Annotated in this window: 14 protein-coding genes; 9 read left to right on the top strand and 5 right to left on the bottom strand. The window is 70.0% G+C overall.

Going from position 1 to position 16303, the window contains the following annotated elements; genetic code table 11:
- Positions 1–15: 15 nt before the first annotated feature.
- Positions 16–1044, bottom strand: coding sequence for a class II fructose-bisphosphate aldolase (gene fbaA / locus B7438_RS18355; RefSeq protein ID WP_085371128.1), 1029 nt, complete (start codon positions 1042–1044; stop codon positions 16–18).
- 209 nt (positions 1045–1253) lie between these two features.
- On the opposite strand from fbaA, the gene glpX reads away from it, so the two are divergent.
- Entirely contained in the window at positions 1254–2255 is a 1002-nt protein-coding gene (glpX, locus tag B7438_RS18350; protein ID WP_085371127.1) for a class II fructose-bisphosphatase, read from the top strand.
- Between the two features lie 9 nt (positions 2256–2264).
- Here glpX and rmuC read toward each other — a convergent pair whose 3' ends face one another.
- Positions 2265–3629, bottom strand: a complete 1365-nt coding sequence (gene rmuC, locus B7438_RS18345; protein ID WP_085371126.1) for a DNA recombination protein RmuC — start codon at positions 3627–3629, stop codon at positions 2265–2267.
- A gap of 115 nt (positions 3630–3744) precedes the next feature.
- Here rmuC and iolC point away from each other — a divergent pair, with 115 nt between their 5' ends.
- The 7 genes from iolC to B7438_RS18310 all read left to right on the top strand — a co-directional run bounded on the left by iolC (position 3745) and on the right by B7438_RS18310 (position 12224).
- Complete coding sequence (iolC, locus tag B7438_RS18340; protein ID WP_085371125.1) at positions 3745–4734, top strand: 5-dehydro-2-deoxygluconokinase; 990 nt, start codon at positions 3745–3747, stop codon at positions 4732–4734.
- Positions 4721–5623: a deoxyribose-phosphate aldolase gene (locus tag B7438_RS18335; protein ID WP_256922123.1), complete on the top strand. Its 903-nt coding sequence runs from the start codon at positions 4721–4723 to the stop codon at positions 5621–5623. Before iolC ends, B7438_RS18335 begins: the two co-directional genes overlap by 14 nt.
- A 113-nt stretch (positions 5624–5736) precedes the next feature.
- Positions 5737–7242, top strand: a complete 1506-nt coding sequence (locus B7438_RS18330) for a CoA-acylating methylmalonate-semialdehyde dehydrogenase (protein WP_085371124.1) — start codon at positions 5737–5739, stop codon at positions 7240–7242.
- An 8-nt stretch (positions 7243–7250) separates the two neighbouring features.
- On the top strand, positions 7251–8264 hold the full coding sequence (gene iolB, locus B7438_RS18325; protein ID WP_085371123.1) for a 5-deoxy-glucuronate isomerase: 1014 nt from the start codon (positions 7251–7253) through the stop codon (positions 8262–8264).
- A 14-nt stretch (positions 8265–8278) separates the two neighbouring features.
- Positions 8279–10162 (top strand): 3D-(3,5/4)-trihydroxycyclohexane-1,2-dione acylhydrolase (decyclizing), encoded by a 1884-nt coding sequence (gene iolD, locus B7438_RS18320; RefSeq protein WP_143466061.1) that lies wholly within the window; start codon positions 8279–8281, stop codon positions 10160–10162.
- Between the two features lie 56 nt (positions 10163–10218).
- Positions 10219–11136, top strand: coding sequence for a sugar phosphate isomerase/epimerase (locus B7438_RS18315; protein WP_085371121.1), 918 nt, complete (start codon positions 10219–10221; stop codon positions 11134–11136).
- Positions 11137–11207: 71 nt separating this feature from the next.
- Positions 11208–12224: a Gfo/Idh/MocA family protein gene (locus B7438_RS18310; protein ID WP_085371120.1), complete on the top strand. Its 1017-nt coding sequence runs from the start codon at positions 11208–11210 to the stop codon at positions 12222–12224.
- Between the two features lie 105 nt (positions 12225–12329).
- On the opposite strand, the gene B7438_RS18305 is transcribed toward B7438_RS18310, so the two are convergent.
- The 3 genes from B7438_RS18305 to B7438_RS18295 all read right to left on the bottom strand — a co-directional run bounded on the left by B7438_RS18305 (position 12330) and on the right by B7438_RS18295 (position 15405).
- The gene (locus B7438_RS18305; RefSeq protein WP_085371119.1) at positions 12330–13757 is read right to left on the bottom strand and encodes a sugar porter family MFS transporter; all 1428 of its coding nucleotides are present in this window, start codon (positions 13755–13757) and stop codon (positions 12330–12332) included.
- Positions 13758–13992: 235 nt separating this feature from the next.
- Complete coding sequence (locus B7438_RS18300; RefSeq protein ID WP_085371118.1) at positions 13993–14769, bottom strand: GntR family transcriptional regulator; 777 nt, start codon at positions 14767–14769, stop codon at positions 13993–13995.
- 54 nt (positions 14770–14823) lie between these two features.
- Positions 14824–15405, bottom strand: a complete 582-nt coding sequence (locus B7438_RS18295) for an exonuclease domain-containing protein (protein ID WP_168689740.1) — start codon at positions 15403–15405, stop codon at positions 14824–14826.
- Between the two features lie 148 nt (positions 15406–15553).
- Between B7438_RS18295 and B7438_RS18290 the strand changes: the two genes are divergently transcribed.
- Positions 15554–16300, top strand: coding sequence for a class I SAM-dependent methyltransferase (locus tag B7438_RS18290; RefSeq protein WP_256922122.1), 747 nt, complete (start codon positions 15554–15556; stop codon positions 16298–16300).
- Positions 16301–16303 lie beyond the last annotated feature (3 nt).

Raw genomic sequence — 16303 nt, 5'->3', positions numbered from 1 at the left:
GGCCGCCGCGGTGGACTACTTGCCGGAGTGTCCGGCGGAGCCGAGCTGCTGGGTCGCCTCGATCACGCGGGCGGCCATCGCCGTCTCGGCGACCTTGCCCCACGCGCGCGGGTCGTACAGCTTCTTGTTGCCGACCTCGCCGTCGACCTTCAGGACGCCGTCGTAGTTCTTGAACATGTAGTCGGCGATCGAACGGGTGAACGCGTACTGCGTGTCCGTGTCGATGTTCATCTTGATGACGCCGTTGGCGACCGCCTCGGCGATCTCGGCGTCGGTCGAGCCGGAGCCGCCGTGGAAGACCAGGTCGAGCGGCTTCGGGCCGTGACCGTACTTGGCCGCGAGGCCGTCCTGGATGGTCTTCAGCAGCTCGGGGCGCAGCTTGACGTTGCCCGGCTTGTACACGCCGTGCACGTTGCCGAAGGTGAGGGCGGCCATGTATCGGCCGTTCTCGCCCAGGCCGAGGGCCTCGACGGCCTTCTCGACGTCGGCGAGGGTCGTGTAGAGCGCCTCGTTGGAGCCCTCGTGCTGCACGCCGTCCTCTTCGCCGCCGACGACGCCGATCTCGACCTCGAGAATGGCGTTGATGGCCTTGGTGCGCTTGATCATGTCCTGCGCGATCTCGAGGTTCTCGGCCAGCGGAACGGCCGAGCCGTCCCACATGTGGGACTGGAAGATCGGGTTGCGTCCGGCGCGGACCTCCTCCTCGGAGGCGGCGATGAGCGGCAGCACGAAGCTGTCGAGCGCGTCCTTCGGGCAGTGGTCGGTGTGCAGCGCGACGGTGATCGGGTAGTTCTTCGCGACCTCGGTGGCGAACTTGGCGAACGCGATGGCGCCCGCTGCGCGGTTCTTGACCGTCTGGCCGGCGAAGTAGTCGGCGCCTCCGGTGGTCACCTGGATGATGCCGTCGCTGCCGGCCTCCGTCAGGCCCTGGAGGACCGAGTTGATCGTCTGCGACGACGACACGTTGAACGCGGGATACGCGAATCCACCGGCCTTCGCCTTGTCGAGCATTTCTGCATATTGGTCCGGCGTGGCGATGGGCATTACAGCTCCTTGAAGTCGAAGTGTCGAACGAGTCTCATCATACCGAGCCGCCGGGAGCGGCCCCGGCCGGTGCCCGGCGTCCGGGCGGCGCGCATCCCGGGTGAACGTTCGTGCGCTTTCCGTGGCCGCGCGATGCCGCGCCGATACACTGGCAACGCCGATAAGCAGCGTCGACGCCGACGCACCGAATCCGTCCGGGAGGACCCATCATGATCAGCACTGACACCGCATCCCTCTACCTGCATCCAGACAGGAACCTGGCTATGGAGCTCGTCAGAGCGACGGAGGCTGCGGCCATCCGGGCCACCCCTTTCATCGGCCGGGGTGACAAGAACGCGGCGGACGGCGCGGCAGTGGATGCGATGCGCAAGTTCCTCGGAACGGTCAACTTCGACGGGCTCATCGTGATCGGCGAGGGCGAGAAGGACAACGCGCCGATGCTGTTCAACGGGGAGCATGTCGGCAACGGCCGGGGACCGGCGGTGGACATCGCGGTCGACCCGATCGACGGCACGTCGCTGACCGCCGCCGGACGCCAGAACGCGCTCTCGGTGATCGCGGTCTCCGACCGGGGGTCAATGCTGGATGCGTCAAGTGTCTTCTACATGGACAAGATCGTCACGGGGCCGGAGGGCTTCGGCGTGGTGGACCTGTCGCAGTCGATCGGGGACAACATCCGGGAGCTGGCGAAGGCGAAGGGCAAGCCGGTCGGCGAGGTGCGCGTCGCCGTGCTCGACCGTCCGCGTCACGAGGGACTGATCGAGGAGATCCGCGCGGCGGGCGCCGGGACCAGACTGATGCTCGACGGCGATGTGGCCGGCGGCATCAACGCGGCCCGCTACGAGTCGCGCATCGACATGTGCGTCGGCATCGGCGGCAGTCCGGAGGGCATCACCACCGCGTGCGCGATCAAGGCGCTCGGCGGCTTCATGCAGGGCAGGCTCGCTCCGAAGGACGACGCGGAGCGCGCGGGCGGCATCGCGGCCGGGCTCGACATGGACCGCATTTACGGCGCGGACGACCTGGTGAAGGGCGACAACACGTTCTTCGTCGCGACCGGCGTCACCGACGGCGGCCTCGTGGAGGGCGTCCGCCGCAAGGGCCCCATCATCCGGACCGAGTCCATTGTGCTGCGCTCGAAGTCGGGCACGATCCGCCGCGTGATCGCCGACCACCTCGCCGCCAAGTGGCTCGAGGCCGACCAGCTGTAGCCGGACGGGTCAGGCGGAGCGGCGCTCGGGGAGGGCCGGAGCGTCGGAGTCCTCGTCGTCGCCGAGTTCGGCGACGAGCTCGAAGGCGGTGAGCTCGCGGGGCGACTCCTCGATGCCCTCGAGGACGCCGATCATCTTGGACTCGTCCAGGGCGTTCAGCTTGCGAGCGGCCGGGAACACCTGGCGTTCGAACGAGCCGACGAAGCCGTTGTAGTCCTTGACCGTGCGTTCGAGCGAGCGGCCCAGCTTCTCGATGTGCGTCGCCGTGGTGGACAGGCGCGTGTAGAGCGTGCGGCTCAGGTCGAAGAGCTGCTTCGCCTCCTGGGTGAGCACATCCTGCTGCCAGCTGAAAGCCACCGTCTTCAGCACCGACCAGAGCGTGACCGGCGAGGCGAGGGCGACGCGCTTGCTGAACGCGAACTCCATGATCGAGGGGTCGGCTTCCATCGCCGACGACACCAGCGACTCGCTCGGGATGAACGCGATCACCAGCTCGGGGGAGGAGTCCAGGCCCGTCCAGTACGCCTTGTTGCCGAGGGCCGTGATGTGGTCGCGGACGGCCTTGACGTGCTGCTTGAGCAGCGCATCCCGTTGTGCGCCGTCTGCGCCGGTGGCGGTCGCCGGGATCTGGCTGGCCTCCAGGTAGGCGTTGAACGGCACCTTGGCGTCGAGCGCGATGGACTTGCCGCCGGGCAGGTGCACGATCATGTCCGGACGGCCTGCGCCCGACTCCGACTGGATGCTCGACTGCACGCTGAAGTCCACGCGCTCGATGAGCCCTGCCGCCTCGACAACGCTGCGCAGCTGGGTCTCTCCCCAGACGCCGCGCGTGCTGTTGGAGCGGAGCGCGGACGCCAGCGACTCCGCCGTGCTGCGCAGGCGCTCCTCCGACTCCGTGGCCGACTTGAGCTGCTGCGCGAGTTCGCCGTGCTGCTGGTTGCGCTGCGATTCGAGCTCGGCGACCTTCTTCTGCATGTCGCTCAGGCTTTCGCGCACCGGCGCGAGCGCCTGCAGGACCTTGCTCTCCGCGCGCTCCCGCTCGGTCTGCGCCTGCGCCTCGACCCGGTGCCGCTCGACCAGCTCGCGGTACTGCAGCTGGTGCGAGATGACCTGTTCGCGCAGCGAGTCCGCCGTGGCCTGAGTGGCCGCGAGATCCTGCCGGATCTCCGCCTGGACAGCCGCCTCCGCCGCGCGCAGCTCCGCAAGCTCTGCCGCGTGCCGTGCGGCGACGACCGCAGGGTCTTCCACCGGTGCGGAGGGCGCAACGGACTCTGCGCGGCGGCGCAGAAGCGTGGCGACGGCGTACCCGCCGACGCCGGCGCCGATGAGCAGGCCGGCGAGGAGTCCGAGGAGGAGGGAGAGGATGGGGTCCATGCTTCGAGTGTGACAGGGGCCTCCGACACTGGGAGGTTGCGCGCAGGGCACGCCGTGAATAGGCTGTCCATGTCACTATGTCAGGACATGAACCACGAAGGGCAGCCACCGAGGGATGACCACCACAGACAGCGCGGTCGGCACGGCAGAGCCGCCCTTCGACGTGCTCGCCATCGGCAGGGTCGGCGTCGACCTCTATCCGCTGCAAGACGGCGTCGGCCTCGAAGAGGTCAGCACCTTCGGCAAGTACCTCGGCGGCAGCGCGACGAACGTCACGGTCGCCGCAGCCCGGCACGGACGCCGCTCGGCCATCGTCACGCGCACGGGAGAAGACCCGCTCGGCCGCTACGTGAGCGCGGAGATCGCCAGGCTCGGCGTCGACAACCGCTTCGTCTCCACGGTGCCCCGCCTCAACACCCCGATCACGCTCTGCGAGATCTTCCCGCCGGACGACTTCCCGCTCTACTTCTACCGCGAGCCGATCGCGCCAGACCTGGTGATCGAGCCGTCCGAGCTCGACCTCGGCGCCATCCGGGATGCGCGCATCTTCTGGGCCACCGTCACCGGCCTGTCGAAGGAGCCGAGCCGTTCCTCCCACCACGCGGCATGGGATGCGCGGGGCCGCGCGCCGCTGACCGTCCTCGACCTCGACTACCGGCCGATGTTCTGGTCGTCGCCCGCCGAGGCCACCGCGGAGGTGTCCAGGGCGCTCGAGAAGGTGACGGTCGCCGTGGGAAACCGCGAGGAGTGCGAGATCGCCGTCGGCGAGTCCGACCCGCAGCGGGCTGCGGACGCGCTGCTCGATCGCGGGCTCGACCTCGCCGTGGTGAAGCAGGGCCCGCGCGGCGTGCTCGCGAAGACCAGGACGGAGACCGTGGAGGTCGAGCCGTTCCCCGTGCAGGTGGTCAACGGCCTCGGCGCGGGCGACGGCTTCGGCGGTGCGCTCTGCCACGGGCTGCTGGCCGGTTGGCCGCTGGAACAGGTCATCCGGTTCGCCAACGTCGCCGGAGCCATCGTCGCCAGCCGCCGCGAGTGCTCGACGGCCATGCCGACGACCGCGGAGGTCGACGCCCTGCTGGAGGGAGCATCCCGTGGCACCCGTTGACGGACCGATCAGCGCTGCGGACTTCGACAGGCTGCGCAGGATCAGGGCGGCGGAGCCGGCGAAGATCGCGGAGGCGCTCGCCGGCCGCCAGACCCGCGACCTGCTCACCGGCGACGAGCGCCTCTTCATCGTCGCCGCCGACCACCCGGCCCGCGGCGCGCTCGGCGTCGGCTCCGACCCGCGCGCGATGGCCGACCGCTACGACCTGCTGCAGCGCCTCGCCTCCGCACTGGAGCGCCCGGGCGTCGACGGCGTGCTCGGCACCCCGGACATCATCGAAGACCTGGCCGTCCTCGGACTCCTCGACGGCCGCATCGCGGTCGGCTCGATGAACCGCGGAGGGCTGCGCGGCGCCAGCTTCGAGATGGACGACCGTTTCACCGCCTACGACGTGGATGCGCTGGTCGCCGCCCGCCTCGACTTCGCCAAGCTGCTGGTGCGGATCAACCTCGCCGACGACGCCACGGCGGCGACACTGGCCGCCTCGGCCGACGCCGTCACCGCCGCGGCGGCCGCGCGCCTGCCGATCATGCTCGAACCGTTCATGAGCGCGTGGGAGGCAGGCCGGGTCGTCAACGACCTGTCGACGGATGCGGTCATCACGTCGGTGGCCATCGCATCCGGTCTCGGGGCCAGCTCGGCATACAGCTGGCTGAAGCTGCCGGTGGTCGACGACATGGCCGCGGTGATGTCGGCCACGACGCTGCCGACCCTGCTGCTCGGCGGCGATCCCGTGCCGGGAGCCAAGCCGGGCTCGGCGCACGACGCCTGGGCGGGCGCCATCGACCTGCCCGGTGTGAAGGGGCTGGTCGTCGGCCGCACCCTGCTCTACCCGGAGGACGGCGACGTGCCGTCCGCCGTCGACCGGGCGGCCGCCATCGTGCACTGACCGTCACCTCACACGCACCGCACCACCGGCACCACCCCGCAGGCCCAGCACCACCCAGCACCACCCCGGCACAGCGTCCGGCCACGAACCATCCGCGAAGGAGCACCAGCACCATGTCAGACACCGAGCTTCCCGTCATCCCGCACTACATCGGCGGGCGGCGCACGCCCAGTACCAGCGGGCGGCTCGCGCCGGTCTACGATCCGGCGGTCGGGAAGGCGAGCGCGCACGTCGGTCTGGCGGACGAGGCGGAGGTCTCCGCGGCGATCGAGTCCGCTGCCGCGGCGTTCCCGGGCTGGCGCGACACCTCGATGGCGCGGCGTCAGCAGGTCATGTTCGCGTTCCGCGAGCTGCTGAACGCCCGCAAGGGCGACCTTGCGGAGATCGTGACCAGCGAGCACGGCAAGGTCGTCTCCGACGCCCTCGGCGAGATCACCCGCGGGCTCGAAGTGGTGGAGCTCGCCACCGGGTTCCCGCACCTGATCAAGGGCGAGCACTCCGAGAACGTGTCGACCGGCGTCGACGTGTATTCGCTCAAGCAGCCGCTCGGCGTCGTCGGCATCGTGAGCCCGTTCAACTTCCCGGCGATGGTCCCTCTCTGGTTCCTGCCGGTGGCCATCGCGGCCGGCAACGCGGTGGTGCTCAAGCCGAGCGAGAAGGACCCGTCGGCCGCGGTCTGGCTCGCCGAGCTGTTCACCGAGGCGGGACTTCCGGACGGCGTCTTCACGGTGCTGCAGGGCGACAAGGTCGCCGTCGACGGCCTGCTCGAACATCCGGAGGTGCAGGCCATCTCGTTCGTCGGCTCCACGCCGATCGCCCGCTATATCTACGAGACCGCGGCCAGGAACGGCAAGCGCGTCCAGGCTCTCGGCGGCGCCAAGAACCACATGCTCGTGCTCCCGGATGCGGACCTCGACCTGGTCGCGGACGCTGCGGTCAACGCCGGTTTCGGGTCGGCGGGCGAGCGCTGCATGGCGATCAGCGTCGTCGTGGCCGTCGAACCCGTCGCCGACGACCTCATCGCCAAGGTGAAGGAGCGCGTGGCCGGCCTGCGCGTGGGAGACGGCCGCCGCAACTGCGACATGGGACCGCTCATCACGCGCGAGCACCGCGACAAGGTCGCGTCGTACATCGACGTCGCCATCGCGGATGGCGCCGACGTGGTCATCGACGGTCGCGGCATCGAGGTCGACGGCGCAGCGGACGGGTTCTGGCTGGGACCGACGCTGATCGACCGGGTGAGCCGCACCTCCCGGGTGTACACCGAGGAGATCTTCGGCCCGGTGCTGTCGGTGGTGCGCGTCGCCAGCTACGAGGAGGGCGTCGAGCTGATCAACTCCGGGGCGTTCGGAAACGGCACGGCGATCTTCACCAACGACGGGGGAGCGGCGCGCCGGTTCCAGAACGAGGTGCAGGTCGGCATGATCGGGATCAACGTGCCCATCCCCGTGCCGGTGGCGTACTACTCGTTCGGCGGGTGGAAGCAGTCGCTGTTCGGGGACGCGAAAGCGTACGGTGTGCACGGCTTCGACTTCTTCACCAGGGAGAAAGCCGTCACCAGCCGCTGGCTCGACCCGAGCCACGGCGGCATCAACCTCGGATTCCCGCAGACCAAGTAGGAGCAGCGATGCGCAACGGCAGTGAGTGGGTCTACGGCCCCGGCGACCTCGCGGAGGACGGCTGGGAGTCGGTGGTGGATGCGCGCATCCCGGGCTGGCAGCACACCGGCCTGCGTGTCGCCGCGCTCGACGGCGGCACCGTCGCGCTCGCCGCGGGCGACGTGGAGCGGATGATCGTGCCGCTGGCGGGCTCGTTCACGGTCGAGTACGAGGAGCCGAGGGCCGAGCGGGCGACGCAGAGGCTGGCCGGGCGTGCATCGGTGTTCGACGGTCCGACGGATGTGCTCTACCTCGGCGCGGGAACGGCGGCGACCATCGGCGGGCACGGTCGGGTCGCGGTGGCCGAGGCGGTGACGGCGGCCGGCGCAGGGTCGGGCGCTGCAACGGGCGCCGCGGAGCGTCGCGCTGCCGCGTACCTTCCGGCGTCTGCGGTTCCCGTCGAGCTGCGCGGCGGAGGACAGTCGAGCCGCCAGGTGCACAATTTCGGGGTGCCCGGGGCTCTGGATGCGGCCACGCTGATCGCCTGCGAGGTGATCACGCCGGCGGGCAACTGGTCCTCCTACCCGCCGCACAAGCACGACGAGCACCGGCCGGGCGTCGAATCCCGGCTGGAAGAGATCTACTACTTCGAGACGGCGGTGACGCGCGGGGTGGATGCGCCGGCAACCGCTGCGCCGTTCGGCGTGTTCGCGACGTATTCGTCGGGGGAGCGGCCGATCGCCATCGACGCCCGCGTGAGTAGCGGGGACATCGCACTCGTGCCGCACGGATACCACGGTCCGGCGGTCGCCGCGCCCGGCTACGACCTTTACTACCTCAACGTGATGGCCGGCCCGGATGCGGAACGCTCCTGGCTGATCACCGACGACCCGGCGCACGGATGGGTGCGCCAGACCTGGGAGGCGGAGGGGATGGATGCGCGGCTTCCGTATCTGCCGGATCGCGCCGCATCCACCGCACCCGAGCCCACCGCATCCACCACCGCATCCACCACCGCATCCACCGAAGGAGCAGCCCTGTGAGCGGCACCAAGCGCATGACCGTGAGCCAGGCGATCGTCGAGTTCCTGGCCCACCAGTGGACCGTCGACGGCGACCATCGCGAACGCACGATCGCCGGCACCTTCGGCATCTTCGGGCACGGCAACGTGGCGGGGATCGGGCAGGCGCTCAAGCAGTATTCCGTGCAGGACCCGGCGTTGATGCCGTACCACCAGGCGCGCAACGAGCAGGCGATGGTGCACGAAGCCGTCGGGTACTCACGCCTGCGGAGGCGGAGGGGAACCTTCGCCTGTGCCGCGTCCGTCGGGCCCGGCGCGACCAACATGCTCACCGGGGCAGCGCTCGCCACCACCAACCGGCTGCCCGTGCTGCTGCTCCCGTCCGACACCTTCGCCACCCGTGTGGCCGACCCCGTGCTGCAGCAGTTGGAACTCCCGCACGACGCCTCGATGAGCGTCAACGACGCGTTCAAGCCGCTGTCGCGCTTCTTCGACAGGATCGTGCGCCCCGAGCAGCTGTTCTCCGCCGCCCTCGGCGCCATGCGGGTGCTGACCGATCCGGTCGAGACCGGCGCCGTCACCATCGCGCTGCCGGAGGACGTGCAGGCGGAGGCGCTGGACGTCCCGCTGGAGTTCCTGGCCGACCGGGAGTGGCACGTGCGCCGCCCCGTGCCGGAGCGCGGTGCGCTCGACCGCGCCGTCGAGGCCATCGCCGCCGCCGAGCGGCCGATCATCGTCGCGGGCGGAGGCGTGATCTACTCCGACGCGGCCGCCGAGCTGCGCGCGTTCGCCGAGGCGACGGGCATCCCGGTCGGCACCACGCAGGCCGGAGGCGGCGCGATCGCCTGGGACCACCCGCTGTCGCTCGGCAGCATCGGCTCCACCGGCACGTCTGCCGCCAACCGGCTCGCCGCGCAGGCCGACCTGGTGATCGGGATCGGCACGCGCTACAGCGACTTCACCACCGCATCCCGCACGGCCTTCGCCAGGGACGGGGTGCGTTTCGTCAACGTCAACGTGGCGTCGTTCGACGCGTACAAGCACGGGTCGACGCTTCCCGTGATCGCCGACGCCCGCGAGGCGCTCGTCGCCCTCCGCGACGCGCTCGCCGGCTTCGCAACGCCGTCCGGCTACCGCGACGAGATCGCGCGCGAGAAGCGGGCCTGGGATGCGCTGGTCGACGAGAGCTTCGTCGACCGCCGGCTCGACCGTCCGTCGCAGACCGAGATCATCGGCGCGGTCAACGCCGCGAGCGACCCCCGGGATGTGGTGGTCTGCGCCGCCGGCTCGCTGCCGGGCGACCTGCACAAGCTGTGGCGGGTGCGCGACGACCTCGGCTACCACGTCGAGTACGCGTTCTCGTGCATGGGCTACGAGATCGCCGGAGGGATGGGCGCCAAGCGTGGCGCAGGCGACCGCGACGTGATCGTGATGGTCGGCGACGGGTCGTACCTGATGATGCACACCGAGCTGGTGAGCGCGGTGGCGGAGGGCGTGAAGATCATCGTCGTGCTCATCCAGAACCACGGCTACGCCTCTATCGGGCACCTCAGCGACACGGTCGGATCGCAGCGCTACGGCACGCGGTACCGGTTCCGCGATGACGCGGCGAACGCGTTCGACGACGGTCCGGCACTCCCGGTCGACCTCGCCGCGAACGCCGCCAGTCTCGGTGTCGACGTGATCCGGGTCGAGCCGAGCGCGAACGCGATCGCCGACCTCACGGCGGCAGTCGCGCAGGGCAAGGCGGCGAGCGGACCGACCCTCATCCACATCAACAGCGACCCCCTGCTGTTCTCGCCGGACGGCGAAGGCTGGTGGGACGTGCCCGTGGCGGAGGCGTCCGAGCTCGACAGCACCCGCGCAGCGCGCGATGCGTACGACGAGCAGAAGGCGCGGCAGCGGCCCTACGTCGGCTGAGGCGCTCCCAGAACATCCCGAGCAGCCAGAACATCCCGAGCAACACGAGGAGAACGATGACAGACAGCACCGCCGCCCTGCGGATCGGCACCGCCCCGGACTCGTGGGGCGTCTGGTTCGCCGATGACCCGAAGCAGATTCCGTGGCAGCGCTTCCTCGACGAGGTGGTCGCCTCCGGCTACACCTGGATCGAGCTCGGGCCGTACGGCTACCTGCCCACCGACCCGCACCAGTTGGAGGACGAACTCGGCTCGCGCGGACTGAAGCTGTCCGCCGGAACGGTGTTCACCGGCTTCCACAAGGGGGAGGACCAGTGGCAGCGGGCGTGGGATCAGGCGCTGCAGGTCGCCGGGCTCGCCACAGCGCTCGGCGCAGAGCACCTCGTCGTGATCCCGGATCTGTGGCGCAGCGACGCCACCGAGGAGGTCCTCGAGAACCGCACGCTCGACGACGAGCAGTGGGCGAAGCTCGCCGCCGGCCACGACAAGCTCGGCAAGGCGCTGCTCGAAGAGTTCGGGATGCATCAGCAGTTCCACTCGCACGCCGACAGCCACGTCGGAACGTACGGCGAGGTCGAGCGGTTCCTCACGGAGACCGACGCCGCGTACACGAACCTGTGCCTCGACACCGGGCATTTCTCCTACTACCTCGGCGACAACCTGAAGCTCATCCGGGCGTACCCGGAGCGCATCGGCTACCTGCACCTCAAGCAGGTGGACACCGACATCCTCGCCGACGTGCTGAAGAACGACGTGCCGTTCGCCACGGCGGTCGCCCGCGGGGTCATGACGGAGCCGCCGGCCGGCGTGCCCGACTTCGCGCCGATCATCGAAGCCGTCAGCGCCATCGACCAGAACATCTTCGCCATCGTCGAGCAGGACATGTACGGCACCGACATCGAGCGTCCGTACCCGATCGCGAAACGCACCCGCGAGCACATCTTCGGATGCACGCGGCACGCCAGGCAGGACTGACCCCCACCCGCGCGGCCGAAGGCACACACGCTCCACCCACACCGCTCACCGCACCACCGAAAGAGACCAGCATGACCACAGAACCGCTCCGGATCGCCGTCGTCGGCGCCGGGATCATGGGCTCCGACCACATCAGCCGCATCGCCGGGCGCATCACCGGCGCCGAGGTCGCGGCCGTCGTCGAGCCGGACGCCACACGGGCAGCGGCCGCCGCGGCGGGAGCGCCCGGTGCCGTCACGCGCAGCCGCGTCGAAGACGCCCTCGAACACGACGACATCGACGCCGTCATCATCGCGACGCCCGGACCGTTCCACGAATCCGTGCTGCTGCCGGCGCTCGACGCCGGGGTGGACATTCTGTGCGAGAAGCCGCTGACGCCGGACTCCGAATCGTCGCTGCGCATCCTGGAGGCCGAGCAGAAGACGGACCGTCCGCGCATCCAGGTGGGGTTCATGCGGCGGTTCGACGAGGAATACCTGCAGCTGAAGGCCCTCATCGACTCCGGCGACGCCGGCGCGCTGCTCGCGCTGCACTGCGCGCACCGCAACCCGTCGACACCTCCCGGGTACACCGAGACCATGCTGATCACCGATTCCGTGGTGCACGAGATCGACGTCGTCCCGTGGCTGGTGGGGGAGCCGATCGCGGCCGTCGAGGTGCGGAAGCCGCGGCGGAACTCGCTCGCTCCCGAGGGACTACGCGAGCCGCAGCTGGTGCTGCTGGAGACCGCATCCGGTGTGCTGGCGGACGTGGAGATCAGCGTGAACATCCAGTTCGGCTACCAGGTGACCACGGATGCCGTGTTCGAGCGCAGCGTCGCCGAGATCGGACGCACGTCGGGCATCGCCCGCTATGTGGACGGAGCGTTCCGCCAGGCCGAGCACCCGTCGTACACGACGCGGTTCGCTCGTGCGTACGATACCGAGGTGCAGCGGTGGGTGGATGCGGTGCGCCGCGGCACGATCGACGGACCGAGCGCCTGGGACGGCTACCTCGCCGCCGCCGTCTGCGAAGCGGGCGTGTCCGCGCAGGCCTCCGGGAAGCGGGTCGAGGTCAGCTACGTGCCGCGTCCCGCGTTCTACGCCTAGGCGACCCAGCACCGAGAAACCAGTAACTGCCGCGCATCCGGGGGATGCGCGGCAGTTGTTGGTTTCGTGCTGCTCGGCGTTCGTGCTGCTCGGCGTTCGCGCTGCTCAGCGCCGGAGCTGGAAGTCGCGTTCGAGGGCTTCGAGGGAACGGCCGCGGGTCTCCGGAAGGCAGAGCTTCACGAAGACGACACCGCCGATGCCCACCGCGAAGAACAGGAAGAACGTGGTCGAAATGCCCAGCGCATCCACCAGCTGCGGAAACAGGAAGCCGACCAGGAAGTTCGTCAGCCAGAGCACCAGCGCGGCCAGGCCGAAGGCGAAGCCCCGGATGCGCGCGGGGAAGATCTCGGCCAGCAGCAGCCAGGTGACCGGCGACACGGCGCCCTGCTGGAACGCCAGGAACGTGATCGTGAGGCCGAGCACCACGAACGGAAGGGCGGGGGAGCCGTCCAGTGCGCTCGAGAAGACACCGACCAGGAGGAGCGAGACGGTCGTGCCGACGAGTCCGGTGAGCAGCATCGGGCGGCGCCCGACCTTGCCGAGGAGCCAGATGCCGACGAACGTGGCGAGCACCGAGATGACGCCGTTCGCGATCTGGCCGACCAGCGCGGCCTGCTGGTCGAAGCCCGCCAGCTGCAGGATCTGCACGCCGTAGTACATGATCGAATTGACGCCGGTGAGCTGCTGCACCATCGCGACACCGATGCCGATCAGGAAGATGCGGCGCACCCACGGCACGGCCAGTTCGGAGAACGCGGAGCGCCGGGGAGCGGTGCCCGGAGTCTGCGGGGCGGCGTGCGCCTGGATCTCGTCGAACTCGGACGATGCCTCGTCGGCCTCGCGGACGCGCCGCAGGGCGGCGAGTCCCTCGGAGAAGCGGCCGTGCAGGATGAGCCAGCGCGGGCTCTCCGGGAGCACGAGCATCCCGAAGTAGAGGACGACGGCCGGGATGGACGCGACGGCGAGCATCCAGCGCCAGACGCCGTCGTTGTCGGGGAAGACGGACGCGATCAGCGCGTTGACGGTGAATGCGGCGAGCTGGCCGCTGACGATCATCAGCTCGTTCTGGGTGACCAGCCGGCCGCGGCGTGCGGCGGGCGACATCTCGGCCAGGTACAGCGGGACGGTCACGGATGCGCCGCCAACGGCGATGCCGAGGACGAAGCGCGTGGTGACCAGGACGGCGATGCTCGGCGCGACCGCGCAGCCGACCGCCGCGACGAAGAACACCGCGGCCAGCCAGAGGAGAAGCGTGCGCCGGCCTCTGCGGTCGGCGATGCGGCCTCCGGCGAACGATCCGAGCGCGGCACCGACGAGGAGCGACGACACGACGATGCCCTCCTGCAGCGGCGTGAGCGCGGCGTCGGCGAACCGCATGAACGGCAGGGCGCCGCTGATGACCCCGGTGTCGTAGCCGAACAGCAGGCCGCCGAAGGTGGACAGGACGGTCACGGTGCGGAGGTAGCGGCGGCTTGGCGACGGCAGCCCGCCTCCTGCTCTGGGCGATGCGGTGGACGTTGATGGTTCTGACACGGGCGCTCCCTTGCGTTGTGGTGCTTTGTCAGGACATTATTACGTCAGTTCTGAAGTGTTAGCAAGGGAGTGGTCAGATGTATACCACTGCGGATAAATATGCTGGCTGTTAGGGAAATCGGGCGCGCGGACGAGATGCCAGTATCTGTCGCGCATCCCGGGCGTTTCGCGACAGTTAGTGGCATCTCGGCGGCGGGGCGGGGGTGGCCGGAGACGGACGCCGGCGGCCAGCGGCCTACTTGTCGACGAGGGTGATCTCGAAGGAGTAGAGGTCGGGGCGGTAGCAGTGGTGTCCGAACTCGACGGCCCTGCCGGAGTTGTCGTAGGCGGTGCGGTCCATGCTGAGCACCGGTCCGCCCTCGTCGATCTCCAGCAGCGTGCTCTCCTCCGCGGATGCGCGGCGCGCGCCGATCCGCTGGCGGGCGACGCGCATGGTCGTGCCGCGCCCGCGCATCAGCTGGTAGAGGCCGTGGGCGGCCAGGTCGGCCTCGGTGATGTCGACGAAGTCGGACGGGAGGTAGTTCTCCAGCACGCCGACGGGCACGCCGTCGGCGCTGCGCACCCTGCGCAGGTGCAGGACGGGACTGGACGCGTCGAGGTTGAGGAGTTCCCCGATCCGGGCGCCGGCCGGGATGACCTCGTGCAGCAGCAGCGTGGTCTCCGGATGTTTGCCGTCGCGGGCGAGGTCGTCGTAGAGGCTGGTCAGCTCCACTTTCCGGGTGACCGGGCCGTGCACGACCTGGGTGCCGATGCCGCGGCGGCGTACGACGAGGCCCTTATCGACCAGTTCCTGGATGGCGCGGCGGACGGTGGGCCGTGACAGGCCGAGGCGCTCGCCGAGCGCGATCTCGTTCTCCAGCCGGGATCCCGGGGGCAGTTCGCCGTCGACGATGGCGTTCTCGATCCGGGTGGCCACCTGGAAGTAGAGCGGAACGGGGCCGGCATGGTCGAGGTCCATGAAGAGGTGCTGCGGGAGGGAGCCGTCGCTCTGGGGCACCGAAACCTCGATCATGTCAGGACAAATGGGTTGGTCCGACATTAGCACCAGCGGGCCGGCGCGGCAGGGTCAGGCGGCCTGCGGGGTGCCGATCCGGCCGAGGCGGGAGCCCGTGCTCGCGGCGAGCTCGTCAATGGTGGCCGCGCCGTGACGGCGGGCTGCGTGCACGATGATCGCGGCGCACGCTTCGGCGTCGGCGAGGGCGTCGTGGTGATGGAAGTCCTCGAATCCGGCGGCCATCGCGGCGACCGGGAGGCGGTAGGAGTCGAGCGTGTAGGTCCTGCGGGCGACTTGCAGGCTGCAGAGGTAGCTGTAGTCGGGGCAGGCGACGGCGGTGGCGGTGCACGCTGCGCGGATCACGCCCATGTCGAAACCGGCGTTGTGGGCGACGAGGTAGTCGTCCTCCGCGAACGCGATCAGGTCGGGAAGCTGGTCGATCCACCCGGCGGCGCCGACGACGTCCTCGGCGCGGATGCCGTGGATGCGCGTGTTCCACTCCTGGAAGAAGTCGTGTCCCATCGGCGGCTGGATGAGCCACCCCACCCGGTCGACCACCTTGCCGTCCCGCACCTTGATCAGCCCGACGGAGCAGGCGGACGCCGCACTCCCGTTCGCGGTCTCGAAGTCGATAGCGGTGAAGTCCAGTGGCACGGGAACATGCTCGCACGGCCCACCGACGCCGCCGGGATGCACGGGCGGTGTGCCGCGGATGCGTGCGGTCGTTGGGCACGCATCCACTGGCCGGATGCGCGGTGCCCACCCGCGCATCCACCGTCGCGGCGCGCGTAGCATCGGCAGCATGTACGAACGGAACGACCACGACGCCCACGCCCGCTCGTTCGACCTCGCCGCCGACGTCTACGACGCAGCGCGGCCCGGCTACCCGGCCGAGGCGGTCTCGTGGCTGATCGGCGACGCGAGCGGTCCGGTGATCGACCTCGGCGCCGGCACGGGCAAGCTCACCTCCGCCGTCATGCAGCGCGGGTTCGAGGTCACGGCGGTCGACCCGTCGCCGGAGATGCTGCGCGTGCTCGGGGAGCGCATCCCGGGCGTCGGCGTGCGGCTGGGGACGGGGGAGAGCATTCCGGCGGACGACGATTCGGCCGGGCTGGTGCTGTCCGCGCAGGCGTGGCACTGGGTGGATCCGGAGCGTGCCGTGCCCGAGGTGGCGCGCGTGCTGCGGCCGGGAGGGGCGCTCGGGCTGGTGTGGAACTTCCGCGACGAGACCGTCGACTGGGTGCGGCAGCTCGGCGAGCTGATGGACACCGGCGCCGCGTACGCAAGCGACGAGGTGGAGCCGGTGGTCGGCGCGCCGTTCGGGCCGCTCGACACGCACGAGGTGCGCTGGGTGCAGCCGATGACGGTCGACGGGATGCTCGACCTGGCCAGGTCGCGCAGTTACTTCATCACCAAGGATGCGGACACCCAGGCGGCGGTGATCGGCTCGCTGCGCAGGCTTGCGGCCGAGCATCCGGAGCTGGCCGGGCGGGAGACGTTCGAGCTGCCGTACGTCACGAAGTGCTACCGGGCGGTGCTCGCGGGCTGAGGG

Source organism: Leifsonia sp. NCR5 (assembly GCF_002105485.1).
In the GTDB taxonomy this organism is placed as follows: domain Bacteria; phylum Actinomycetota; class Actinomycetes; order Actinomycetales; family Microbacteriaceae; genus Leifsonia.
The sequence above is the reverse complement of the archived record's forward strand: the minus strand, read 5'-3'. Positions and strand labels throughout refer to the sequence as shown.